At 71.4% G+C, this 24,547-nt stretch carries 22 protein-coding genes; 11 read left to right on the forward strand and 11 right to left on the reverse strand.

Annotated elements, in window-relative coordinates; all coding sequences use genetic code 11:
- Positions 1-107: 107 nt before the first annotated feature.
- The 8 genes from ACZ7LU_RS11660 (at position 108) to ACZ7LU_RS11695 (ending at position 10,746) form a co-directional block, all read left to right on the forward strand.
- Positions 108-4,049, forward strand: a complete 3,942-nt coding sequence (locus ACZ7LU_RS11660) for a sensor histidine kinase (RefSeq protein ID WP_471916607.1) — start codon at positions 108-110, stop codon at positions 4,047-4,049.
- Positions 4,050-4,058: 9 nt separating this feature from the next.
- Positions 4,059-4,472, forward strand: coding sequence for a roadblock/LC7 domain-containing protein (locus ACZ7LU_RS11665; protein ID WP_030787430.1), 414 nt, complete (start codon positions 4,059-4,061; stop codon positions 4,470-4,472).
- Positions 4,473-4,613: 141 nt separating this feature from the next.
- Positions 4,614-5,015 carry a DUF742 domain-containing protein gene (locus tag ACZ7LU_RS11670; RefSeq protein ID WP_398308765.1) on the forward strand — a complete coding sequence of 134 codons (402 nt, stop codon included), beginning with the start codon at positions 4,614-4,616 and terminating at the stop codon, positions 5,013-5,015.
- On the forward strand, positions 4,996-5,580 hold the full coding sequence (locus tag ACZ7LU_RS11675; protein WP_362998169.1) for a GTP-binding protein: 585 nt from the start codon (positions 4,996-4,998) through the stop codon (positions 5,578-5,580). The genes ACZ7LU_RS11670 and ACZ7LU_RS11675 overlap by 20 nt, the downstream gene beginning before the upstream one ends.
- A 339-nt stretch (positions 5,581-5,919) precedes the next feature.
- Positions 5,920-9,072, forward strand: coding sequence for a sensor histidine kinase (locus ACZ7LU_RS11680; protein ID WP_471916608.1), 3,153 nt, complete (start codon positions 5,920-5,922; stop codon positions 9,070-9,072).
- 10 nt (positions 9,073-9,082) lie between these two features.
- A complete protein-coding gene (locus ACZ7LU_RS11685; RefSeq protein ID WP_030787419.1) occupies positions 9,083-9,496 on the forward strand; it encodes a roadblock/LC7 domain-containing protein in 414 nt (137 codons plus the stop codon).
- Positions 9,497-9,590: 94 nt separating this feature from the next.
- On the forward strand, positions 9,591-10,181 hold the full coding sequence (locus ACZ7LU_RS11690) for a DUF742 domain-containing protein (RefSeq protein WP_398308769.1): 591 nt from the start codon (positions 9,591-9,593) through the stop codon (positions 10,179-10,181).
- Positions 10,162-10,746, forward strand: a complete 585-nt coding sequence (locus ACZ7LU_RS11695) for a GTP-binding protein (protein ID WP_030361923.1) — start codon at positions 10,162-10,164, stop codon at positions 10,744-10,746. Before ACZ7LU_RS11690 ends, ACZ7LU_RS11695 begins: the two co-directional genes overlap by 20 nt.
- Positions 10,747-10,808: 62 nt before the next feature.
- Here the strand turns inward: ACZ7LU_RS11695 and ACZ7LU_RS11700 are convergent, their stop codons facing one another.
- Positions 10,809-11,198 (reverse strand): tautomerase family protein, encoded by a 390-nt coding sequence (locus tag ACZ7LU_RS11700; RefSeq protein ID WP_470984372.1) that lies wholly within the window; start codon positions 11,196-11,198, stop codon positions 10,809-10,811.
- A 115-nt stretch (positions 11,199-11,313) separates the two neighbouring features.
- On the opposite strand from ACZ7LU_RS11700, the gene ACZ7LU_RS11705 reads away from it, so the two are divergent.
- Positions 11,314-12,192 (forward strand): LysR family transcriptional regulator, encoded by an 879-nt coding sequence (locus ACZ7LU_RS11705; RefSeq protein ID WP_471916609.1) that lies wholly within the window; start codon positions 11,314-11,316, stop codon positions 12,190-12,192.
- 55 nt (positions 12,193-12,247) lie between these two features.
- Here ACZ7LU_RS11705 and ACZ7LU_RS11710 read toward each other — a convergent pair whose 3' ends face one another.
- The 6 genes from ACZ7LU_RS11710 to ACZ7LU_RS11735 form a co-directional block, all read right to left on the reverse strand.
- Entirely contained in the window at positions 12,248-12,442 is a 195-nt protein-coding gene (locus ACZ7LU_RS11710) for an acyl-CoA carboxylase subunit epsilon (protein WP_398308774.1), read from the reverse strand.
- 52 nt (positions 12,443-12,494) lie between these two features.
- The gene (locus ACZ7LU_RS11715; protein WP_398308776.1) at positions 12,495-14,087 is read right to left on the reverse strand and encodes an acyl-CoA carboxylase subunit beta; all 1,593 of its coding nucleotides are present in this window, start codon (positions 14,085-14,087) and stop codon (positions 12,495-12,497) included.
- A gap of 352 nt (positions 14,088-14,439) precedes the next feature.
- Positions 14,440-15,276 carry an ABC transporter permease gene (locus ACZ7LU_RS11720; protein ID WP_468089434.1) on the reverse strand — a complete coding sequence of 279 codons (837 nt, stop codon included), beginning with the start codon at positions 15,274-15,276 and terminating at the stop codon, positions 14,440-14,442.
- 34 nt (positions 15,277-15,310) lie between these two features.
- Positions 15,311-16,261 carry an ATP-binding cassette domain-containing protein gene (locus ACZ7LU_RS11725; protein ID WP_471916610.1) on the reverse strand — a complete coding sequence of 317 codons (951 nt, stop codon included), beginning with the start codon at positions 16,259-16,261 and terminating at the stop codon, positions 15,311-15,313.
- A gap of 221 nt (positions 16,262-16,482) precedes the next feature.
- Positions 16,483-17,322, reverse strand: a complete 840-nt coding sequence (locus ACZ7LU_RS11730) for a DUF4097 family beta strand repeat-containing protein (protein WP_471916611.1) — start codon at positions 17,320-17,322, stop codon at positions 16,483-16,485.
- 164 nt (positions 17,323-17,486) lie between these two features.
- A complete protein-coding gene (locus ACZ7LU_RS11735) occupies positions 17,487-18,035 on the reverse strand; it encodes a hypothetical protein (protein WP_398308784.1) in 549 nt (182 codons plus the stop codon).
- A gap of 280 nt (positions 18,036-18,315) precedes the next feature.
- Here ACZ7LU_RS11735 and ACZ7LU_RS11740 point away from each other — a divergent pair, with 280 nt between their 5' ends.
- Both ACZ7LU_RS11740 and ACZ7LU_RS11745 read left to right on the forward strand, forming a co-directional pair.
- A complete protein-coding gene (locus ACZ7LU_RS11740; RefSeq protein ID WP_471916612.1) occupies positions 18,316-18,939 on the forward strand; it encodes a YceI family protein in 624 nt (207 codons plus the stop codon).
- Between the two features lie 18 nt (positions 18,940-18,957).
- Positions 18,958-19,506 (forward strand): hypothetical protein, encoded by a 549-nt coding sequence (locus tag ACZ7LU_RS11745; RefSeq protein WP_468562377.1) that lies wholly within the window; start codon positions 18,958-18,960, stop codon positions 19,504-19,506.
- 59 nt (positions 19,507-19,565) lie between these two features.
- On the opposite strand, the gene ACZ7LU_RS11750 is transcribed toward ACZ7LU_RS11745, so the two are convergent.
- The 4 genes from ACZ7LU_RS11750 to ACZ7LU_RS11765 all read right to left on the reverse strand — a co-directional run bounded on the left by ACZ7LU_RS11750 (position 19,566) and on the right by ACZ7LU_RS11765 (position 24,538).
- On the reverse strand, positions 19,566-20,915 hold the full coding sequence (locus tag ACZ7LU_RS11750) for a hypothetical protein (protein WP_471916613.1): 1,350 nt from the start codon (positions 20,913-20,915) through the stop codon (positions 19,566-19,568).
- A 40-nt stretch (positions 20,916-20,955) separates the two neighbouring features.
- Positions 20,956-22,560 (reverse strand): citramalate synthase, encoded by a 1,605-nt coding sequence (gene cimA, locus ACZ7LU_RS11755; protein WP_471149314.1) that lies wholly within the window; start codon positions 22,558-22,560, stop codon positions 20,956-20,958.
- 281 nt (positions 22,561-22,841) lie between these two features.
- Complete coding sequence (locus ACZ7LU_RS11760; RefSeq protein ID WP_471916614.1) at positions 22,842-23,486, reverse strand: TetR/AcrR family transcriptional regulator; 645 nt, start codon at positions 23,484-23,486, stop codon at positions 22,842-22,844.
- A 14-nt stretch (positions 23,487-23,500) separates the two neighbouring features.
- Positions 23,501-24,538 carry an agmatine deiminase family protein gene (locus tag ACZ7LU_RS11765; RefSeq protein ID WP_468718032.1) on the reverse strand — a complete coding sequence of 346 codons (1,038 nt, stop codon included), beginning with the start codon at positions 24,536-24,538 and terminating at the stop codon, positions 23,501-23,503.
- Between the last annotated feature and the right edge of the window lie 9 nt (positions 24,539-24,547).

Below are 24,547 nucleotides of genomic sequence, written 5' to 3' on the forward strand. Positions count from 1 at the left end.
CAAGCGCCGGTCACTCACGACCACATAGGGGGCGCTTGGCGCCCCACGACGCCGACACCGTCCCGCCGTTATCCGGCAGGACGCCTGGTCCAGAGGTTGCGACGCTAGTGCAGGGACGTTTCAAGAGGGATGGCAAGGGGTCTCCCCAGGCCGACCGCGGCCGAGGGGATGCTCCGGCGGAGCCGGGCGGCTCCTCGCCCCAGCACGCCCAGAACCCCGGACCGGGTACGCCCGGCGACAGCGGCCCCGGGGCCGCACGCCAGGGAGCCGTCGGCAGCGGCTCGACGGCCGCCCAGGCCAAGAGCAAGGGCAAGGGCTCGACCGGCACCAAGGCACCCAGCACCGGCTCGCGAATAGCCCTGCGCAACTGGCGCATCTCCACCCGACTGGTCTCGCTGCTCGCGCTCCCCGTGATCACCGCGACCTCGCTCGGCGCGCTCCGCATCAACTCGTCCCTGGACGAGATCCAGCAGCTCGACAACATGAAGCTGCTGACCGAGATGACCAAGCAGGCCACCGAGCTGGCCGCCGCGCTCCAGGAGGAGCGCGACAAGTCGGCCGGCCCCCTCGCGCACGGCGCGAAGGCCTCCGACTACACGGTCAAGGGCGCCCGCGAGAAGACCGACCGGGTCTACCGCAACTTCCTGCAGGGCACCCAGGACCTCAACGACACCGACGGCGAGAAGGGCCTCCTCGGCGTCCGGCACAGCGCCGTCCAGATCACCCAGCAGCTGCAGGGCATCAACGACGTCCGCAAGCAGGCCTTCACCGACAAGGGCTCCACCTCGCAGACGGTCGAGGCCTACAGCCAGCTCGTCGAGCAGCTCCTCAAGCTGTCGCAGGACATGGCGCAGGCGACGAGCAACCCGGACATGATCCAGCGCACGCGCTCGCTGGCCGCCTTCTCGTCGGCCAAGGAGTACGCGTCCGTACAGCGCGCGATCATCGCCGCGGCCCTGCCTGCGAACGACAACGAGTACGGCAAGATCTCCGAGACCGACCGCACCTTCGGCCTCAGCGCCAACGAGAAGGAGCGCTCGGAGCTCCAGACCTTCAGCAAGATCTACGCGGGCAACGCCGGTGAGCTGACCAAGCCCATCGACGGCGCCAACCCCGCGATCAAGGGCGCCAACGAATACGCCAAGCGCGTGCTCGAGCAGGAAGGCGGCATCAAGCTCCAGGACAAGCGGTCCTACAAGGACTGGGTCGACGCCGACACCACCAAGATCGACGCGATGGCGAAGATCGAGCTGACGCTGCTCGGCGAGATGGAGCAGAAGGCCCGCGAGCTGCGCAACGAGTCGGAGCAGTCGGCCATCCTCAACGGTGCGCTGATCCTGCTCGTGCTCGGCGTCTCGCTCGTCGGCGCGTTCGTCGTGGCCCGCTCCATGATCCGCTCGCTGCGCCGGCTCCAGGACACCGCGACCAAGGTCGCCCAGGACCGCCTGCCCGAGCTGGTCAAGCAGCTCTCGGAGTCGGACCCGCAGGACGTCGACACCTCCGTCGAGTCCGTCGGTGTGCACTCCCGGGACGAGATCGGCCAGGTGGCCGCGGCCTTCGACGACGTGCACCGCGAGGCCGTCCGCCTCGCCGCCGAGCAGGCCCTCCTCCGGGGCAACGTCAACGCGATGTTCACCAACCTCTCGCGCCGTTCGCAGGGCCTCATCCAGCGCCAGCTCTCGCTCATCTCCGAGCTGGAGTCGCGCGAGGCCGACCCGGACCAGCTGTCCTCGCTCTTCAAGCTCGACCACCTCGCGACCCGCATGCGCCGTAACGGCGAGAACCTCCTCGTCCTCGCCGGTGAGGAGCCGGGCCGCCGCTGGACCCGGCCCGTGCCGCTCGTCGACGTGCTGCGTGCCGCCGCGTCCGAGGTGGAGCAGTACGAGCGCATCGAACTCTCCTCGGTGCCCGCGACCGAGGTCGCCGGACGCGTCGTCAACGACCTCGTGCACCTCCTCGCCGAGCTGCTCGAGAACGCGACGTCGTTCTCCTCGCCGCAGACCAAGGTCAAGGTCACCGGTCACGCGCTGCCCGACGGCCGCGTCCTGATCGAGATCCACGACACCGGCATCGGCCTCTCGCCCGAGGACCTCGCCGCGATCAACGAGCGGCTCGCGTCGCCGCCCACCGTGGACGTCTCGGTCTCGCGCCGCATGGGTCTGTTCGTGGTCGGCCGTCTGTCGCAGCGCCACGGCATCCGCATCCAGCTCCGCCCGTCCGACTCCGGTGGTACGACCGCGCTGGTCATGCTGCCCGTCGACGTCGCCCAGGGCGGCAAGAAGATGCCGGGCAAGCCCGGTGCGCCCTCCCCGACCGGCGGTCCCGCGGCGGCCCAGGCCGCGGCCGGTGCCGCTGCCGCGCGTCGCGGTGTCGGTGCGGGTGGCAACGGTCCCGGTCTGACCGGTGGCCCCGGACGCGGTGGTCCCGCGCTCGGCGGTGGCCCCGGTGCGGGTGCCGGTGCCGGTGCCGGTGCCCAGGGTGGGCCCGGGCTGCTCGGTGCCGGTGCGCCGCGCCAGCAGGTCGCGGGCTCGGGTCCGCGGGCCGCGCTGCCTTCCCGGGACACGGGTCAGGGTCGGGGTCAGGCTCAGGGCCGTGGGCAGGGGCAGGGTCCGGGTCAGCCTCAGGGACCGGGCCAAGGTCAAGGACCGGGTCAGGGTCCCGGTCTGGGTCTCGGCCAGGCCCCCGGTCAGGGTCAGCGTCCGCAGGGCGGTCAGCCGCAGGCGCCGCAGCGCGGTCGCGGCGGCAACGCGCCGCAGCCTCCGGTGCCCCAGCAGCGTACGAACGCCATGAAGCCGCCGGCGAACGCCCAGGCCGACGCCGGTGACCAGGGCCGCAGGCCCCAGCTGCCGCCGCGCGGCGGCCCGCGTGCCGAGCTGCCCGGGGGCAACCCGCAGCCGCGCGTGCCCAGCTGGAGCGACGAGAACGCGCAGCCGCAGGTGGCGCGCGAGCCCTTCGACACCCCGCGGGGCCACGAGGAGCACGAGTCCACCGGCCAGTTCCCCCAGCCTCCGGCGGGTACGGACGACCGGCAGGGCCCCGGCTCCACCGCGGAGTTCGCCCGCCCGGACTTCGACGCACCGCCGCCCGGTACTCCGGCGCACGGCACCCCGGCGCCGCAGGACAGCGGCTCCACCGGGCAGTTCGTCCGCTCCGACGTCTTCGGCGGCCAGGGCGGCCGGCAGAACCAGGGCCAGAACCAGCCCCAGAACCAGGGCCTGCCGCAGAACCAGCAGCAGAACCAGGCCAACGCCCCGGCGCAGCACGGCAATCGGGAGATGCCCGACTACACCGTGCCGCGCCCGCCGGCCCCGCGCCGCGGCCAGGGCGACCCTCACCAGGGTCTCCCCCAGCAGCCGGGTCAGGGTCACGGTCCGGGTCAGGCGCCGCAACAGGGCCAGCAGGCTCAGCAGAACCAGCAGCAGCACCTGCAGCCCGCGCAGCCCCTTCAGCCCGCGGAGCCCGAGCCCCTGCCCCCGGCCGGCCCCGGCGACGGCCGTACGCCGCTGTTCGACACGCTGGAGACCAACTGGTTCCAGCAGCAGCAGAACCAGCAGGCGGCCCAGCAGCAGGCGGCCCAGCAGGAGCAGCAGCACCGGCAGGCCGCGCCGCAGGAGCAGCAGGGCAGGCAGGCCCCCGAGGCCGCGCCGCGCCAGGCCGCCGAGCCGCCGCAGCGCCCGCTCCCCTCGCGCCCCCAGCGCCAGGACCCGAACGCCGCGCCCGCGGGCGGAGGCGGCACCAACGGCAACGGCATGCCGAGCGGTTGGCGCTCCTCCCCCAACGACGAGCTGGGCCGCCAGGCCGAGCGCGTCCGGCAGCCCACCGCGGGCGGCGTCACCACATCCGGACTGCCGCGCCGCGTCCCGCGGGCCAACCTGGTCGCGGGCACGGCCCAGCAGCAGCAGGACAGCACAGGTCCGCAGGTCTCGCGTGCGCCCGATGACGTACGCGGCCGGCTGACGAATCTCCGTCGGGGCATCCAGCAGGGGCGCCAGGCCGGTACCGGCCAGACCGGCAGTTTCCCTCGCCCCACTCACCAGCAGGAGCGTTAGTTGAGCCCGATGAGCCAGGCGGCACAGAATCTGAACTGGTTGATCACCAACTTCGTGGACAACACCCCCGGGGTGTCCCACACAGTGGTGGTCTCCGCCGACGGACTCCTTCTGGCGATGTCCGAAGGCTTCCCCCGCGACCGCGCCGACCAGCTCGCCGCGGTCGCCTCCGGCCTGACCTCGCTGACCGCCGGGGCCTCCCGGATCTTCGAGGGCGGCACCGTCACCCAGACCGTGGTGGAGATGGAGCGGGGGTTCCTCTTCATCATGTCCGTCTCCGACGGTTCGTCCCTGGCCGTGCTCGCGCACCCCGAGTGCGACATCGGCCTCGTCGGCTACGAGATGGCCCTCCTCGTCGACCGCGCGGGCGCCGTCCTCACCCCGGACCTCCGCGCCGAGCTGCAGGGCAGCCTGCTCCACTAGCCCGGAGCACGCTCCGAAGCCTTCCCCCTTCGGCCGCCCCACCGACCGAACGTACTGACCAACCGTCCGGCCGCCACACTGCCCCCACCGGCTCTGTCAGACGGCACACGCAGATGACCTGCTGTCCCGCCCGGAGGATCCATGACCCCGCCCACCGCCTCTCACAACCCGTACGGCGACGCCTCGTACGGAATGGAGGGCGACCAGCCGCTGGTGCGGCCCTACGCGATGACCGGCGGCCGGACCCGGCCCCGCTACCAACTCGCCATCGAGGCGCTGGTGAGCACCACGGCCGACCCGGCCCAGCTGATGGGGATGCTCCCCGAGCACCAGCGGATCTGCCACCTGTGCCGTGAGGTCAAGTCGGTGGCCGAGGTCTCCGCGCTCCTGTCGATGCCGCTCGGTGTGGCCCGGATCCTCGTGGCGGACCTGGCGGAGGCCGGGCTCGTCGCCATCCACCAGCCCGGCGGCGACGAGAGCGCCGGCGGCCAGCCAGACGTGACACTGCTCGAAAGGGTGCTCAGTGGACTTCGCCAGCTCTAGTGACTCGGGCTCGGCCCGCTCCACCACCTCCGCGAAGATCGTGGTGGCGGGCGGCTTCGGCGTGGGCAAGACCACGTTCGTCGGGGCCGTCTCCGAGATCAACCCGCTGCGCACCGAGGCCGTCATGACGTCCGCGTCCGCGGGCATCGACGACCTGACCCACACCGGGGACAAGACGACGACCACCGTCGCCATGGACTTCGGCCGCATCACCCTGGACCAGGACCTGATCCTGTACCTCTTCGGTACGCCGGGGCAGGACCGCTTCTGGTTCATGTGGGACGACCTCGTGCGCGGCGCCATCGGCGCGGTCGTGCTCGTGGACACCCGCAGGCTCGCCGACTGCTTCCCGGCCGTCGACTACTTCGAGAACTCCGGGCTGCCGTTCGTCATCGCCCTCAACGGCTTCGACGGCCACCAGCCGTACACGCCCGACGAGGTCCGCGAGGCGCTGCAGATCGGCCCCGGGACACCGATCATCACGACGGACGCGCGACACCGTGCGGACGCAAAGAGTGGCTTGATCACGCTGGTCGAACACGCACTTATGGCACGTCTCAAGTAGGCAGGTCCGTACGGCAGTTGTCGTAGTCAAACCGGAGCGGCCTGTGTCCTTTGACACGGCCGTGCGCCGTGTTCATAACGTTTCGACAGAGAATTGCAAGGTAACCGCCACGCGTCGCGGTCACCTGGTGTCGCTGTGCTCACAAGAGCCCCGCCTTTTGGCGGGGCTCGCTCTTTATGACCGATTTATCTGAGGCTTACACCACTCGGAACCGGCCCTTCCTGGTGTTTGGAAGAGCAGCCCCTGACGTGCTGGAATGCGCTGAACTGCCCAGTAGCACGGGCCTTGGAGACGACAGCGGCACGACGTGAGTGCCGCCGCCGAGAGGTTGTTGGTCGAGTGAGGCGAAGCAAGCCGAGTCCCGCGGCATCCCCCACCGGGGACGCGCGGGGCAACTTCACCCCGCCGCCGCGCACAGCGGCGTCCCCCGTTGACGTGAGCGCCGCCCCCGGCAACGAGTCCCCGGCTCCCTCCGGCGGGCGGATGTCGCCCCGCAACTGGCGCGTGCCGACCAGACTGAACGCGATCCTGCTCATACCCGTGCTCGTCGGTCTCGTCATGGGCGGCTTCCAGGTGAAGGGCTCCATCGACACCTGGAGCGAGGCCCAGGACGCCGAGAGCACCGCCCGCCTGGTGCGGGCGTCGCTGAACTACGGCAACCGCCTCATCGAGGAGCGCGACCTCACCGCCGCTCCCCTGCTGCGCGGCAAGCGGAACGACCCGGTCGTCGTCAAGGCCCGCAAGGCCACCGACCGCGCCGCCGCCGAGTTCAAGTCCGCGGCGGAGAGCATGCCGGACAAGGAAGGCCTCAACCGTCGTCTCGACGCCTTCCACAAGGTCGAGCCGAAGCTCGCCCCGCTGCGTCAGGCCGCGTACACCACCAGGCTTCCCGGTGTGAAGACCGAAGAGGGCTACGTCGCCATCCAGCACCCGCTGATGGAGTTCGCCAACGAGCTCGGTCTGGGCACCGGCAACATCACAAGCTACGGCCGCACCGTCTACGCGATCTCGCTCTCCAAGGCAGCGCTCTCCCTCCAGCGGTCCATCGGCACGCACCTCCTGGTCGAGCCGGGCCCCGGCACCGGTTCGTTCACGCTCCAGCGCACCTCGTTCTCCTCGTACGCCTACCTGGAGCGCATCGCCATCGAGGAGTACACCGGCGGCGGCACCCCCGAGGACGTCGCCAAGCTGGAGGACGCCAAGAAGGAGCTTGCGGCCGCCGCCGAGAAGCAGGGCGGCCCGGCCCTCTCGCAGGACAAGATGGTCGCGGCCATCGCCACCATGCCGAGCACCCAGCCGAGCGCACGCGTCGAGCTGGCCGGCAAGGGCATCACGCCCAAGGCCTGGTGGGCCACCACCACCGCCAAGTTCGACGCCTACCGCACCATCGAGTCGGACCTCGCCGACAAGGCCGTGGACGAGGCGTCCGACATCGCCGCCACCGCGCAGCGCAACGCGTACATCACCGGTGCCATCGTGGTGCTCGCGCTGCTCGCCGCCTTCATCCTGGCCGGGATGATGGCCCGCCAGATGTCCAAGGCGATGCGTCAGCTGCGTACCGCCGCCTTCGGCATCGCCGAGCAGCGCCTTCCGATGCTGGTCGACCAGCTGTCGCGCACCGACCCGGGCCGCGTGGACACCCGCGTGCAGCCCATCCCGATCAACTCCACGGACGAGATCGGCGAGGTCGCCCGCGCCTTCGACCAGGTGCACCGCGAGGCCGTGCGGCTCGCCGCCGAGCAGGCGCTGCTCCGGGGCAACATCAACGCGATCTTCACCAACCTGTCGCGCCGCAACCAGTCGCTGATCGAGGGCCAGCTGACCCTCATCACCGACCTGGAGAACAACGAGGCCGACCCGGACCAGCTGGAGAACCTCTTCCGCCTGGACCACCTGGCGACCCGTATGCGCCGCAACGGCGAGAACCTCCTGGTCCTCTCCGGCGAGGAGCCGGGCCGCCGCTGGGACCAGCCGGTCCCGCTGGTCGACGTGCTCCGCGCCGCCTCCTCCGAGGTGGAGCAGTACGAGCGCATCGAGCTGCAGGGCGTCCCGGAGGCCGAGATCCACGGCCTGGCCGTGACCGACCTCGTGCACCTGCTCGCCGAGCTCCTGGAGAACGCCACCACGTTCTCCTCCCCGCAGACCAAGGTCCGCGTCACCGCGACCAGGCTGCCCGACGGCCGCATCATGGTCGAGATCCACGACAAGGGCATCGGCCTCACCGCCGAGGACTTCGCGGACATCAACCACAAGCTGGCCAACCCGCCGACCGTGGACGCCGCGATCTCGCAGCGCATGGGTCTGTTCGTGGTCGGCCGGCTGTCCGACCGGCACGGCATCCGCGTGCAGCTGCGCCCCTCGGGCGAGCAGGCGGGCACCACGTCGCTGGTCATGCTGCCGGACGCGATCACGCACGGTGGCGGTGGCGACCAGCCCGCGCAGGACGAGTTCACCGTCTCCTCGATCATCCCGGAGCAGCAGGTCCTTGCGGCCGAGCCGCTGCGCACCGCCGCGGAGCTGGGCTTCGACGACAGCCGCTACCACGGTGACGGCGGCGAGGTGCAGCCCGAGCTGGACCCGGTCGGCCGTTCACTGATGCGTGAGGAGCGCCGCGCGGCCCTGGAGGCGCAGGCCCAGCAGCCCGGCGCCCACCGCCCGCTCTTCCGCGACGAGGTCGAGCCGCAGCAGCAGGCACAGCAGCAGCCGCAGCCGGGTGCGTACGAGCAGCAGGGCGGCTACGACCAGCAGGCCCCCGCGTACGACGAGCACCAGCAGGCCACGTACGACCAGGGCGGCGCGTACGAGAACGAGCAGTACGCCACCGGTGAGTACGCACAGCCGCAGTACACCGACGCGCAGTACGCCGAGAACGGCTACGGCGCCGAGCAGTACGCGCCGGCCGAGCAGCACTACGTTGACGGCTCGGATGGCGCGGCCGGCTACCAGGACCAGCAGCTGCCCTATCCGGAGCGGTCCCGTCAGGACGACTGGCCCACCGCTGACGGCTACCAGGCCGAGTACGGCCAGGAAGCGGAATCCGCGCAGGCGGCCCCCGCGGCCGACGACGAGCGCGTAGGCTTCGACCGGCCGGGACCGACTCCGTCCGTCGTCCACGAGATGACCGACGCGGGCCTCCCCCGCAGGGGCTCCTCCGGTGCGAACGGGAACGAGAGTTCCCCCGCCCCGAGCGAGGGCAAGGACGACTGGCGTTCGTCCAACGACGAGCGCTGGCAGCGAGCCGAGCGCCTCAAGGAGCCGAAGGCGGGCGGGGTCACCTCGTCCGGGCTCCCGCGGCGGGTGCCCAAGGCCAATCTGGTCGAGGGCACCGCGGAACAGACCCCACAGGGCGGCCCCCAGGTCTCCCGCGACCCCGAGGAGGTGCGGGGCAGGCTGAGCAACCTGCGCCGCGGCGTCCAGCGGGGACGCAACTCGAGCAGTGACACGAATGGCCAGGGCTTCAGCCCTGATAGCACCTACAACCAGGAGCGTTAGTGTGAGCCCGATGAGCCAGGCGGCACAGAACCTGAACTGGTTGATCACCAACTTCGTGGACAACACCCCCGGGGTGTCCCACACAGTGGTGGTCTCCGCCGACGGACTCCTTCTGGCGATGTCCGAAGGCTTCCCCCGCGACCGCGCCGATCAGCTCGCGGCCGTCGCCTCCGGCCTTACCTCGCTGACCGCCGGGGCCTCCCGGATCTTCGAGGGCGGCTCCGTGACCCAGACCGTTGTGGAGATGGAGCGAGGATTTCTCTTCATCATGTCCATTTCCGACGGTTCCTCGCTCGCCGTTCTCGCCCACCCGGATGCGGACATCGGTCTCATTGGGTACGAGATGGCACTTCTTGTCGACCGCGCGGGCACCGTTCTCACGCCGGACCTGCGCGCGGAGCTCCAGGGGAGCCTTCTCAACTAACAGACAGACGGTGCGTTTTCGCGTCTTGTGCCCGTAAGGTTTCGGGACGCGGCTCCACAGTGATGGGCCCGGCACAGTTGGAGGAGGAAGAAACGTGGCAACACCCCCAGACGGTTCGTCATCGGCGAACTGGTCCCCTGGTCATGGCCAGGGTGGTCAGCACGACGGCGGGCCGAACAGGTACAACTTCCCCTCCGCGCCGAGCCACCGCCGCCAGCCGTACGCGCAGCCCCAGCAGCCGGGGCCGCGTCCGTACGACCAGGGCACCCCGGCGCGCGCGCCCCGCATCCAGCCGGTGCACCCCCAGCGGCGCGCCCCTGAACCGGCGCCCGCCGGGTCGGCGAGCAACCCCCTGGTGCGCCCGTACGCCATGACGGGCGGCCGCACCAGGCCGCGCTACCAGCTCGCCATCGAGGCGCTGGTGCACACCACCGCACAACCGCACCAGTTGCAGGGCCAGTTGCCCGAGCATCAGCGCATCTGCAACCTGTGCCGGGAGATCAAGTCGGTCGCCGAGATCTCGGCGCTCCTCTCCATCCCCCTCGGCGTCGCCCGGATCCTCGTAGCCGACCTGGCGGAGGCCGGACTTGTCGCCATCCATCAGCCCGGCGGCGACGAGTCCGCCGGCGGCCAGCCAGACGTGACACTGCTCGAAAGGGTGCTCAGTGGACTTCGCAAGCTCTAGCGGCGGAGCAACAGCCCGCTCCACCACCAGCGCGAAAATCGTGGTGGCGGGCGGCTTCGGCGTGGGCAAGACCACGTTCGTCGGGGCGGTCTCTGAGATCAACCCGCTGCGCACCGAGGCCGTCATGACGTCCGCGTCAGCGGGCATCGACGACCTGACCCACACCGGAGACAAGACCACCACGACGGTGGCCATGGACTTCGGTCGCATCACCCTGGACCAGGACCTGATCCTGTACCTCTTCGGTACGCCGGGTCAGGACCGCTTCTGGTTCATGTGGGACGACTTGGTCCGTGGCGCCATCGGCGCGGTCGTCCTGGTCGACACGAGGCGGCTCGCCGACTGCTTCCCCGCCGTCGACTACTTCGAGAACTCCGGGCTGCCCTTCGTCATCGCCCTCAACGGCTTCGACGGCCACCAGCCGTACACGCCCGACGAGGTGCGCGAGGCGCTGCAGATCGGCCCGGACACCCCGATCATCACGACCGACGCCCGCCACCGCGCGGACGCGAAGAGCGCGCTGATCACGCTGGTCGAGCACGCGCTGATGGCGCGGCTCCGTTAACGCTCTTCTTTTGTTGCCCGTACGCGGACGACGGCCCGCACGCTTCGGCGTGCGGGCCTCTGTCAGTTCCGGCGGTAGTGCGCGAACTGCGTGACGCCCTGGTAGCCGTAGCTCTCCGGGTGCAGTTCGTGCAGGGCGACGCCGCCGCGGGCGAGCGGGCCGAGGAGCTCCGACAGGAACGCGGCGGCCCCGGTGATGAAGGCGGCCTTCTCCTCGGCGCTGTTGGTGCCCGCCGTGATGCTGACCTCCAGGTGCGCGTCGCGGCCGCCGCCGGTCAGGGGCTTCCCCGCGACGTAGTAGCGGTCGGCGGGGACGAGGTCGAGGTGGACGATGGTGCGCTCGGCGGACTTGCCGAGCGCGGTGACCGCCAGGCCGGTCAGCCCCTCGGCGAGGGCCCGTGCGGTGTCGGCGGGCAGGGCGGGGTCGGTGACGGTGGCCCTGATGTGGGGCATGGCTCTCCTCACGTCGTTCTCCGGTGATCCGCCGCGTCGGCGGCACGGGCAACTCTCGCCCCACCTGGCACCATTGATCCAACGCATAGCCGTCATAGACCTATGAGGCCGCCTCATGACCGTGAACTTCCCGCAGCTCAGGGCCTTTGTCGCGGTGGTCGACGCGGGCGGGTTCAGCGCGGCCGCCGCGGAGCTCGGCATGAGCCAGTCGGCGGTGTCGCACGCCGTGGCCTCCCTCGAACGAGAGCTGGCGGGCTCGCTCCTCGTCCGGTCCGGGCCGGTGCGGACGACGGCGCTCGGGAAGCGGGTCCTGCCGCACGCCCGGGCCGCGCTGTCGGCGGTCGGGGCCGTGGCGGAGATCGCCGCCGACGCCGGGGCGGTGACGGGCACCGTGCGGCTCGCCTCGACGCCCACGGTCTGCCAGGGCCTGCTGCCCGGGCTGCTGCGGCACTGGCGGCAGGACCGGCCGCGGATCACCGTGCGCGTCTTCGAGGGCGACAGCGCCGAGGTCGCGGAGTGGCTGGAGAACGGCACGGCCGACGCCGCCGTCCTGATCGACCCGCCGCCCGGCCCCGGCACCCAGCTCGCCCTGGACGGCTACCGCGCCCTGCTCCCCCGCGATCACCCCCTGGCGGGCGAGGCGGCCGTCGACGTCCGCGATCTGGAGGACGACGAGTTCCTGATCTCCCCCAACAGCTGCGAGGAACGGGTCCGCGCGCTCCACGACCTGGCCGGGCTGCGCTTCACCCCCGCGCACCGGGTGCGGGACCTGGCCACCCTGATCAGCATGGTGCAGGCGGGCCTCGGCGTGACCGTCCTGTCCGAGGTCTCACGCTCCCTGGTCCCGCCCGACCTGGTGCTGCTGCCGGTGGAGCCGCGGGCCGCGCGGCGCCTGGTCCTGAGCGGGCCGCGGGGCCGCGCCTGGCATCCGGCGGTCCGGCCGCTGGCGGAGTCGGCGGTGACGCACCTGACGCGGCCCCGCGAGGAGGGGTAGGAACGCGCGCGGGCCCCGCCCTCCCGAAGGAGAACGGGGCCCGAGAGCTGGGGGCTCAGCCCTGCCAGCTGTGCGGGGCGCGGAAGCCCGGGGTGCGCTCCAGGCGGCGCCAGCCGGCCTTGTCGCGGCCGCGGCGGGCGGTGGGAGCGGCGGGCTGGGCGGCGGCGCGGGCCAGCAGGATCGCGGTGATGGCCGCGACTTCCTCGGGCTCGGCGTGGCCCTTCTCTACGCGAATGTCGGGGGGTGTCATCGTGCAGCTTCTCCTTGTGGGCTACTGCGGCGCGGACGCGGTGTGGTGACCGCTACTGCGGAGGGTTGCCGTGCTTGCGCGAGGGCAGGTCGGCGTGCTTGTTGCGGAGCATCGCGAGGGACTTGATGAGGACCTCGCGGGTCTCGGCCGGGTCGATGACGTCGTCGACCAGGCCGCGCTCGGCGGCGTAGTAGGGGTGCATCAGCTCGGCCTTGTACTCCTTGACCATGCGCGCGCGCATCGCCTCGGGGTCCTCGGCGGCCGCGATCTGCCGCCGGAAGATCACGTTCGCGGCGCCCTCGGCGCCCATGACCGCGATCTCGTTGGTCGGCCAGGCGTAGGTGAGGTCGGCGCCGATGGACTGGCTGTCCATGACGATGTACGCGCCGCCGTACGCCTTGCGCAGGATCAGCGAGATCCGCGGGACGGTGGCGTTGCAGTACGCGTACAGGAGCTTGGCGCCGTGGCGGATGATGCCGCCGTGCTCCTGGTCGACGCCGGGCAGGAAGCCGGGCACGTCCAGGAGGGTGAGGATCGGGATGTTGAAGGCGTCGCACATCTGCACGAAGCGCGCGGCCTTCTCGGACGCCTCGATGTCGAGGACGCCGGCCAGCGCCTGCGGCTGGTTGGCGACGATGCCGACGACCTGGCCGTCCAGGCGGGCCAGGGCGCAGATGATGTTGCGCGCCCAGCGCTCGTGGACTTCGAGGTAGTCGCCGTCGTCGACGAGCTCCTCGATGACCTTCGTCATGTCGTACGGCCGGTTGCCGTCCGCCGGGACCAGGTCGAGCAGGACGTCCGAGCGGCGCTCGGCCGGGTCCTCCGACTCGTGGGTGGGCGGGTTCTCCCGGTTGTTGGAGGGGAGCATCGAGATCAGGTAGCGGACCTCGGCCAGGCAGGTCTCTTCGTCGTCGTACGCGAAGTGGCACACGCCCGACGTCTCGGCGTGCACGTCCGCGCCGCCGAGGCCGTTCTGGGTGATCTCCTCGCCCGTCACCGCGCGGACGACGTCCGGGCCGGTGATGAACATCTGCGAGGTGTCGCGGACCATGAACACGAAGTCGGTGAGGGCGGGCGAGTACGCCGCGCCGCCGGCGCACGGGCCGAGCATCACGCTGATCTGCGGGATGACACCGGACGCCTTGGTGTTGCGCTGGAAGATGCCGCCGTAGCCGGCGAGGGCCGAGACGCCCTCCTGGATGCGGGCGCCTGCGCCGTCGTTCAGGGAGACCAGCGGGGCACCGGCCGCGATGGCCATGTCCATGATCTTGTGGATCTTCGTGGCGTGCGCCTCGCCGAGCGCGCCGCCGAAGATCCGGAAGTCGTGCGCGTAGACGAAGACCGTCCGGCCCTCCACCGTGCCCCAGCCGGTGATCACACCGTCCGTGTACGGCTTCTTGGCCTCCAGGCCGAAGCCGGTGGCCCGGTGCCTGCGCAACTGCTCGACCTCGTTGAACGAGTCCGGGTCGAGGAGCAGCTCGATCCGCTCGCGGGCGGTCAGCTTGCCCTTGGCGTGCTGTGCCTCGGTCGCCTTCTCGCTCGGCCCGCGCAGCGCCTCCGCACGGATCTCGTGCAGTTCGGCCACGCGGCCATGCGAGTCGGTGGGCTCGCTCCCGGCGGCAGCGGTCTCGTCCAAAACGGTCATGTAGCGACCTTACGGAGCGCCCCCGGGGAAACGGACCGTCGACTCTGTACAGTCTCCGGGCCGTTTTCCTGGCACCCCCGGACAGAAGCGCGCCGGGGCCATGAAGAAGTGACGGCTCAGACCGTCTCCCGTTGTAGAGATTCCACAAGAGAGCGCAAGGGGCGCGACTCCGCAAGGGCTCCGTCGGCTGAGAGGCACCTCACACCAGGGTGGCCCTCCGGTGCGCGGGGGTTCCCTCGCGTGCACCGTAGCGCCTCCTCCTGGGCCCCCACCGAATTGGCGGGGGCCGACAACCGGCGACCCTCCCCGCGAGGCACCCCCGTGGCTCCGCGGGAAGGGTCGGCCGGCGGGGTCAGCGCGTCGCGTCGCGCTTGAACAGCGAGCGCGCCCAGACGAAGCCGAGCAGGGCGATGGCGACGCCCCAGCCCACCGCGAGCGGCCCGAACTTGCCGATCTCGCCGCCGGTCAGCAGGCCGCGCAGGGTCTCGGTGAAGGCGGTGTAGGGCTGCCACTCGGCGAAGTGGCGCAGCCAGTCCGGCATCGAGTCGAGCGGCACGAACACGCTGCTGAGGAAGGGCAGCAGGAACGAGAAGGGCAGGGCGACGCTGCTGGCCGCCTCCGGGGCCTTGACCAGCTGGCCGAGTGCGACGGCGAGCCAGGTGAGCGCGGTGCTCATGAGGGTGAGGAGACCGGCGGCGGCGAGCCACTCGACGGGTTCGGCGCTGGAGCGGAAGCCCACGAGGAAGGCGACGCCGGTGACGAGGACGAGGGTGATCATGATCTGGATGACGGCGCCGACGGCGCGGCCGGTGAGCACCGAGGAGCCGTTGATCGGCATGGTCCGGAAGCGGGCCACGATCCCCTCGGTCATGTCGGTGCAGACGCCGACCGTGGTGGGCAGGACACCCGAGCCGACGGCCATCAGCAGGATGCCGGGGACGAGGTAGTCGATGTAGTCGCCGGCCCCTTCGCCGCCCATGCCCGCCGACATCGTGCCGCCGAAGACGTAGTTGAAGAGCAGCAGCATGGCGATGGGCATGCTCACCAGGCTGATCGTCATGGCCGGGTAGCGGCGGGCGTGCAGGAGGTTGCGGCGCAGCATGGTCCGGGAGTTGTGCAGCGCGGAGGGGCGGGCGGGGACCGGACGGCCGGGGCGTGTGACGGCCGGGGTGGTGGTGGCAGTGCTCATCGGGTCGTCGCTCTCTCGTGGTCGGGGCGGGCGGTCACGGCTTGGCGGGGCTGCCGGTCATGGCGAAGAAGACGTCGTCCAGGTCGGGGGTGTCGATGGCGAGCGCCTCGACCTCGATCTCGGTGGCGTCGATCCGGTCGAGTACCGCCTTGACGGACTTGAGGCTGCCGTCGCTGGGGACCTGGAGGGTCAGGGCGTCGTCGTCGCGGCTGCCGGTGCCGAGCAGTCGCGCGGCGGTATCCAGCCCCCTGACGTCGGCGAAGCGCAGCTGGACGTGGCCGCCGGGGACGAGGCGCTTCAGCTCGGCGGGGGTGCCCTGGGCCACCAGCCTGCCGCCGCTCAACACCGCGATGGTGTCGGCGAGTTGGTCGGCCTCCTCCAGGTACTGCGTGGTGAGGAAGATGGTCACGCCGTCGGCGACGAGTTCGCGGACGATCTCCCACATGCCGTGCCGGCTGCGCGGGTCGAGTCCGGTGGTCGGCTCGTCCAGGAAGATCACGCGCGGGCTGCCGACCAGGGTCATGGCGATGTCGAGGCGGCGCCGCATGCCGCCCGAGTACGTCGAGGCGGGCTTCCCGGCCGCCTCGACGAGATCGAACCGCTCGATGAGGTCGGCGGCGAGGTGCCTGCCCTGGCGGCGCCCGTAGCCGTACAGGTCGGCCATGAGCGTCAGGTTCTCCTCGCCGGTCAGGAGGTTGTCGACGGCGGAGAACTGGCCGGTGACACCGATCGCGGCACGCACCGCGTCGGGTTCGGCCGCCAGGTCGTGGCCCGCCACCCGCGCCTCGCCCGCGTCGGCGGAGATGAGGGTGGAGAGGATCTGCACGGCGGTCGTCTTGCCCGCGCCGTTGGGGCCGAGCAGGGAGAAGATCGTGCCCTGCGGGATGTTCAGGTCGATGCCGTCGAGGACGGTCTTCTCGCCGTAGGACTTGCGGAGACCGGTGGCGGTGATCGCCGCCGGGCGCTTCTGGTGGGGCGTGGGCATGTCCGTTCCTTTTCGCGGGAGGGCAGCTTGGGCGTCCGTGGGAGGGCAGCTCGGGCGTGCGCCGGGGGGCAGCTCGAGGGCGTGCGCGGGAGGGCAGCTTCAGTACCGGACACCAGTTCGATTCTGGTCCCGGGCGGCTGCCGGGGCGGCAGCTGGGAATGAGGGGGTCGGGGGTGAGGCGGGGCGGCGGGGTGGGGTGGGGCGGGGTGGCGCGTGCGGGGTCAGGCGCGGTGGATCACGATGTCGCCCATCGACGTGCGGGCCCGCACCTTCAGCGTGTCCGCGGGCTCGCCGGGCGCGTCCGACGCCTCCAGCGACTGGCGTACGTTGCCCGTCTTCGTCCGTACGTCGAGCCAGGCGGCCGTACCCTCCGGGATGCCGATCTCGATCTTGCCCGCGGCGGTTTCGAGGCCGGCCTCGCCGCGCGCCAACTCACCCACCCGGATGGGGCCGTTGGCCGTCTTGATGCTGACGTCGGCGGCGGCGCGGTCGACGGTGACGGAGCCGTTGGAGGCCTTCACCGTGATGCCGCCCTCGATGTCGCCGAGGCCCGTGTTGCCGTTGGAGTTCTTGACCGAGACCGTCCCCTTGACCTCGCCGACGCGGACCTCGCCGGAGCCGGTGCGGATGTCGGCCGGGCCGTTCGCGCGGCCCACGGTGACCTCGCCGTAGCCGGTGTTCAGTCGGACCCCGGCCGCCCGCTCCACCTGCACGTCACCGGCGGACGTCTTGAACTCGCAGTCCCCCAGGGTGCCTTCGGCGGTGAGGTGCGCCATGGAGGTCGTGGCGTGCACCTCGGAACCGGCCGGCAGCGCGATCTCCACGTCGATCGACGGGCCCTTGCCGAAGAGTGAGCGCTCCTTGGGCCCCTTGACCAGCAGCTTGCCGTTGGAGAATTCGACGCGGGTACGGTCGGCCGCCCTGACGTCGCCCTCCTGGGCCTCGCTGCTGGGGTGGACGTCGACGACGGTGTCCGTGCGGTCTCCCGCCACGATCTTGAGGCTTCCCGCGTCGAAGGTGATGGTGGCGGTGATGGGCTTGGGGGTGTCGAAAGAAGGCATGGCTGTCCCGTCCTGCCGGCTCGGCGAGCCCGTATGGCTCGATCGGTGAAGGGTGAAACGAAGTCCTGTGAGGCCCGCGAGTCCTGCGAGTCCCGTGAGTCCCGTGAGGCCCGTGAGGCCCGCGATCCTGCGGAGTCCTGCGGAGTCCCGCGAGAGCGCCGGGGCTAGCGCACCCAGCCGGTGAACCCGTTGCCCGAGCTGCGGGCCTCGCGGTTCGCCGTCATGACCGTCCGGGCGTCGGGCTGGTCCAGTGCCGCGGAGACCGCGCGGACGAGCCAGGCGTTGACCGAGAGGCCGTCGCGGTTCGCCGCCTCCTCGACGCGGGCCTTGACGTGGGCGGGCAGCCGGAGGTTGATCCGGGCGGTGCCGCCGTCGTCCGCCGCGTCGGGCGCGGCGGGGGGCGGGGGCGGTGCGGGCGCGGCGGCCATGAGGGCCGCGTACTCCGCCCGTGCGTCGAAGGCCTCCACCGCCGGCGGCGGTGTCACGACGAACTCGGGGTCGACTCCACGCAGCCGCACGTCGACCGAGCCCGGCGCGAGATCGACGGTGATCTCCTCCGCGGCGGCGGAGAGCGCGTTCAACAGGGTGAGCCGGGCGGCCGATTCCAGCGGTGCGGTGAGGCGCTCGGCCAGGGCACGGGCTTCGTCGCCGCCCGCTTCGGCGGCCACCGCGAGCTCCTGGCGGAGCTGGTCGACGTACTGCGTGAGGTTCATGACGCCATCATGGCATCAGAGTGACGCCACCGCAAGCCTTGGCGACACCACCAATGCGGCACACGGGCGCACAAGTGACCGTTTCCCCAGGTCAGCCGAGGTGGCATGCCACCTGGCGCAGAATGGCGCCACCACGCACACAAGTGGCGCCACCCGGCGCCAAGCGCCGAAAACACGCCGACTTCGGCAGATAGGTTGAATGTTGAACAGAATCGCGCTACCGTCGTTCTCGTTGAACATTCAACAGATCTCCGGATCTCCAGATCTCAAGGAGCACGTCATGGGTATCTTCGGCCGCAAGAACGAAACCGCCGCCACCACCACCGCCGCTGCCGCCGCCCCCGCGCCGGTCAGCCCGGAGCTCGCCGCGCTGACCGGCGACTACACGATCGACCCGGCGCACACGACGATCGGCTTCGTCGCCCGCCACGCCATGGTCACGAACGTCAAGGGCTCCTTCCTCGACTTCACGGGCACGCTGCACCTGGACGGCACGGACCCGTCCCGCTCGACGGCCTCCCTCGACGTCACGATGGACAGCATCGACACCGGCAACGCCGACCGCGACGGCCACCTGAAGAGCGCCGACTTCTTCAAGACCGACGAATTCCCGCAGATGACCTTCCGCTCCACGAAGACGGAGGTCCTGGGCGGCGACGACTACCGCGTCACCGGTGACCTGACGATCCTGGGCACCACGAAGCCGCTCTCCATCGACCTGGAGTTCAACGGCTCGGCCAAGGACCCCTTCGGCAACGAGCGCGTCGGCTTCGAGGGCAAGGCCGAGATCCTGCGCTCGGAGTGGGGCCTCACGTGGAACGCCGCGCTGGAGACCGGCGGCATGCTCGTCTCCGACAAGATCAAGCTGAACTTCGACATCTCGGCGATCAAGGCGGGTTCCTGACCGCGCTAACGTTTCGGCGTGGACGAGTTCATACGACAACTCCCCGCCCTCATGGGCGTGATCATCGGTGCGCTCGGTTCCTACGTGGCGATCACCCGGGGAGACCGCATCCGGTTCCGGCGGGAGCAGGCGGCGCGCTGGGAGGAGCGGCGGCTCGCCGTCTACACCGAGTACGCCCGGGTCCTGCGGCAGACCGTCAGCCTCACCTACCGCGTCGCCGCCCACCTGGGCAACGACCCGCACCCGCACCCCCTCTCGCCCGAGGAGGCCGTCCCCCACTTCACCCAGGCCGCGGAAGCCCGCGACCCCGCCGGTGAGGCGCTGCTCATGCTCGGCGCACCGGACGTGGTCGAGGAGGCGCGGGCCTGGGTGCTCCTGGTGATCCGGATGGAGCGGTTCCTGCGGGAGGACACCCATGACCCCGAGGCGTGGGCCGAGTTGCTGGAGCGCCAGCGCGCCGCACGCGAGGCGTATTACGCGGCCGTACGACGGGACTTGGCGCTGCCGCCCGGACATCCGGGACGCTGGCCGGTGACGCTCCCGCCGGCCGACCCACAGGCCGACTGAGCCCCCATCACCCCTCCAGAAGCCTCAGCAGGCCCCGAAGCCTCAGAAGCTCGCCCGCCTCAGAAGCTTCCCCCACCCCCGAAGTCGCCCCCGCCCCCAAAGTCCCCGCCCCCGCCGAAGTCTCCTCCGCCGCCGAAGTCCCCCGGGTCGAAGTCCGCCCCCGAGAAGTCGCCGCCCTCGAAGCCGCCGGAGTCGCCGTACCCGGGCCCGTAGTCCGCCGCGTACGCGGGGCTCATCATCATTCCGCCGAGCATCGTGCCGACGAGGAGACCCGGCAGGATGCCCCCGCCGAAGTAGCCGCCGGCCCACGGCCCGTACGCGGGCCCGGCCTCCCAATAGGGCCGCCGCTCCCCGGACTCCGTGGCCACGGTCCGCACCATCGGGTCCCGGCCGTCCGCGAGGCGTGCCGCGTCCGCCGCGCACACCGGGACCGAGCGTTCGGCCCCGCCCGCGGGCGCCCATGCCGCGTCCTCGACCGAAGGCCCGTGACGCGGGTCGAAGAAGCACGGGGCGCGCCGCTCCGGGAGCTCGCGCCCCTCCCGCCGCGCGGCGAGCAGGGCCAGCGAGAAGCGTCCGTCCTCCAGCACCTGGGTGACACCCCGCACGTCCTCGGGGCGGGTCGCGGCGGCCATGTACGACTTCGCCTTCTCGTACGCGTCCAGCGCACGCTCGTAGTCCGCGCGCATCGCGTCGTCCGCCCCCGGCTCCGCGGGGTGGAAGTCGAGCCGGTCCAGCTCCTCGCCGAACGCGGTGATGTCCTCGTCGACGACAACGGACAGCTTGCGCAGCGACTCGCGCTGCACTTCTTCGTGGCGCCGCTTCTTGCGCCGCACGATCGCGTACGCCCCGCCGGCACCCGCCACGACGACCACGCCGACCCCGACCAGGGCACCCACCGAGATCCCGTGGCCCGGGCCGCCGCCCCACGAATCCGGGGCCCTGCCGCCCGCCTGCGCGAGGGCCTGGTCGACGAAGTGGTCGAGCTGGGCCGCGGTGTCCTCCCCCTGGACGAGGGAGACGAGGTTGCCGACGGCGTTGCCCGTCAGCACGGACCGGTCGGCCTTCGCGTCGAACCCGTCGCCGAGCCGTACGGCGTACACCCCGGTCACGCCGGTCTCGGCGCGCAGCCGCTGGAAGAGGTTCTGCCGGGGGAAGTCGTCCGGCAGGACGGCGACGAAGACCGGCTTGTCGGCCCTCTCGATCCGCTGGGCGAGGGCGTCGGCCTGCTCCCCCGACAGCTGGTCCGACGCCGCGGGATCGACGTACACCGGACTCTTCTCCCAGGCGTCGGCCACCACCGAGACGGCGGAGGGGTCCGGAGCCCCGGGCGCCGCGGTGAAGGACACGGCACCCAGGGCGAGCAGCAGCCCGGATAGTCCGACAGTGATCCGCTTCGTCCGATTCTTCATACTTCGAACGTAACCCAGTCGGCTCCGCGGCGTACCCGGGCTACTCCACCGGTTCGACCCCGGCCCGCAGCAGGCCGTAGGTGTACGCGTCCTCCAGCGCGCCCCACGACGCGGCGATGACGTTCTCCGCGACGCCGACGGTCGACCACTCGCCGACGCCGTCGGTGGTGGAGATCAGGACGCGCGTGGTGGAGGACGTGCCGTGCTTGCCCTCCAGGATGCGGACCTTGTAGTCGACGAGCTCCAACTTGGCGAGCTGCGGGTAGATCCGCTCAAGGCCGACCCGCAGCGCCCGGTCGAGGGCGTTGACCGGGCCGTTGCCCTCGGCGGTGGCGACGATGCGCTCGCCCTTGGCCCACAGCTTCACGGTCGCTTCGTTGGCGTGCGTGCCGTCGGGCCGGTCCTCGACGATGGCCCGCCAGGACTCGACGCGGAAGTAGCGGCGGGCCCGGCCCTCGGCCTCCTCGCGGAGCAGCAGCTCGAAGGAGGCGTCGGCGGCCTCGTACGTGTAGCCCTGGAGCTCGCGCTCCTTGACCCGGTCGACGACGCGGCCGATCAGCGCGCGGTCGCCGCCGAGGTCGACGCCGAGCTCCTTGCCCTTGAGCTCGATGGAGGCGCGGCCCGCCATGTCGGAGACGAGCATGCGGATGCGGTTGCCGACGAGGTCCGGGTCGATGTGCTGGTAGAGGTCCGGGTCGACCTTGATCGCGGAGGCGTGCAGCCCCGCCTTGTGGGCGAAGGCGGAGACACCCACGTACGGCTGATGGGTGGAGGGCGTGAGGTTGACGACCTCGGCGATGGCGTGCGAGACGCGGGTCATCTCGCGCAGCGAGCCCTCGGGCAGGACCTGCTTGCCGTACTTCAGTTCCAGGGCGGCGACGACGGGGAAGAGGTTGGCGTTGCCGACGCGCTCGCCGTAGCCGTTGGCGGTGCACTGCACGTGGGTGGCGCCGGCGTCGACGGCGGCGAGGGTGTTGGCGACGGCGCAGCCGGTGTCGTCCTGGGCGTGGATGCCGAGCCGGGCGCCGGTGTCGGCGACGACGGTGGAGACGACGGCCTGGACCTGCGCGGGCAGCATGCCGCCGTTGGTGTCGCACAGGATGACGACGTCGGCGCCGGCCTCGGCGGCGGTCCGCACGACCGCCTTGGCGTACTCGGGGTTGGCGCGGTAGCCGTCGAAGAAGTGCTCGCAGTCGACGAAGACGCGGCGGCCTTCGGCGACGAGGTAGGAGACGGTGTCGCGGACCATCTCCAGGTTCTCGTCGAGGGTGGTGCGCAGGGCCAGTTCGACGTGCCGGTCGTGGGACTTGGCGACGAGGGTGATGACGGGGGCGCCGGCTGCGAGGAGGGCGTTGACCTGCGGGTCGTCGGCCGCCTTGGCGTTGGGGCGGCGGGTGGCGCCGAAGGCGACGAGCTGGGCGTGCCGGAAGGTGATCTCCTGCTGTGCCCGCGCGAAGAACTCGGTGTCGCGCGGGTTGGCGCCGGGCCAGCCGCCTTCGATGAAGCCCACGCCGAAGTCGTCCAGGTGCCGGGCGATGGTCAGCTTGTCCGCGACGGTGAGGTTGATGCCTTCGCGCTGCGCGCCGTCGCGCAGCGTCGTGTCGAAGACGTGGAAGGAATCGTCGGGTGCGCTGGTTTCCGTCATGCTGATCTGGCTCCTGTGTCGGATCTCGGTCTACCGGAATGACCGGCTCCACCACCCCCAATGATCCCGCGCGCTCCGTGTCCGGCTGCAGTTGGGCCGGGAAACGAAAAAACCCCTCGCGGGTGCGAGAGGTCTGCGCGCGGGTCGAGGCGACGGTGTCCGCCCGTACGTGATGGGTACGAGACGGTCACTGCGGACCGGCGCGCCTGCTGCCAATAATCATGGCGAACGAGAGCACGGTGGCAGCCTGCCACAGCCCGCACACAGCGCGCTGCCCCGTCTCACGATGCGGGCGGCGCCTGGGACGCGCGGGACGGCCGGGGGTCCGGGGCGAGCGCGTCGTCCAGGAACTCCCGCACGTGCGCGAGGACCTGGTCCCGCCCCGTCCCCCGCAGCCCGATCGCCACGTGGATGGAGAACCCGTCGAGCAGCGCCCGGAGGCGGGAGGCGAAGCGGTCGGGGTCGACGGGGGCGAATTCGCCGCGCGAGACGCCCTCGGCGAGCAGCGCCACCAGGTCGCGGTGCCAGGCGCCCTCGATGGCGGCCTGCCGGTCGCGGCCCTCCTCGTCGGCGTTGAGGGAGCGGTTCCAGACCTCGAGCCAGAGCGTCCAGTGGGGGTCGCCGACGGCGTCGGGGACGTACAGGTCGACGTACGCGTCGAGGCGCTCGCGGGCCGTGCCCTGCCGGGCGAGGAGGCGGCCGCGCTCGGTGCCGAGGCGGCCCTCGCTCCACTCCAGGGTGCGCAGGAGCAGCTCGTCCTTGGTGCGGAAGTAGTAGAGGAGATGGCCGGAGCTCATGCCGACCTCGCGGCCGAGCGCGGCCATGGTCAGCTTCTCCAGGCCGCGTGCGGCGATCATCTCCATGGCGGCCGCCATGACGTCCTCACGCGGTGGGGCGTTCTTCCGCGCGCGGGCCTGACCGGCCATCCCGTACTCCTTGATCACACCTTCGGCTGCTGCTGGGTGATGCAGTGGATGCCACCACCCCCGGCAAAGATCGTACGGGCGTCCACGAGCGTCACGGTCCGGTCCGGGAAGAGACCGCGGAAGATGCCCGCCGCGAGCTCGTCGTTCGGGTCGCCGAAGGCGCACAGGACGACGCCGCCGTTGCAGAGGTAGTGGTTGATGTAGGAGTAGTCGACCCAGCCCTCGTCGTCCTTGAGGACGGTGGGGGCGGGCACCTCGACGATCCGCAGGGTGCGGCCGCGGGCGTCGGTCTGGCCCTGGAGCGTCGCGATGACCTCCTTGCTGACCTCGAAGTCGGGGTGGGCGGGGTCGCGCTGGGAGTGGACGAGGACGACGCCGGGCGCGGCGAAGGCGGCGACGATGTCGACGTGGCCGAGGGTGCCGTAGCCGTGGCCGGGGTAGTCGGCGGTGAGGCCGCGCGGCAGCCAGATCGCCTTGGTGGTGCCGAGGTGGGCGTGGATCTCCGCCTCGACCTGCTCCCTGGTCCAGCCGGGGTTGCGCTCGGGGCCGAGCTGGACGGTCTCGGTGAGCAGGACGGTGCCCTCGCCGTCGACGTGGATGCCGCCGCCCTCGTTGACGAGTTTCGAGGCGTACGTGCGGGCGCCGGCGAGGTCGGCGACGTGCGCCCCGATCTTGGAGTCGTGGTCCCAGCGGGCCCACTCCTGGGCGCCCCAGCCGTTGAACGTCCAGTCGACGGCGGCCAGTCGGCCCTTCCCGTCGGTCAGGAAGGTGGGCCCGATGTCCCGCATCCAGGCGTCGTCGAGCTCGCGCTCGGTGATGTCGATGTCCGGGCCGAGGAGTTCCTCGGCGTACGTGGCCTGGCCGGGCCCGCAGACCACGGTGACCGGCTCGAAGCGGCGTACGGCGCGGGCGACGTTCGCCCAGGCGATGCGGGACTCGTCGAGGCCCTCGGGGTCGTCGAAGGTGGGGTTGGGGCACGGCCACGCCATCCAGGTGCGTTCGTGCGGGGCCCACTCGGCGGGCATGCGGAAGCCGTCGGCGGCAGCAGACATGACGTAAAC

The sequence above is a fragment of the Streptomyces sp. NPDC039462 genome (assembly GCF_055639375.1).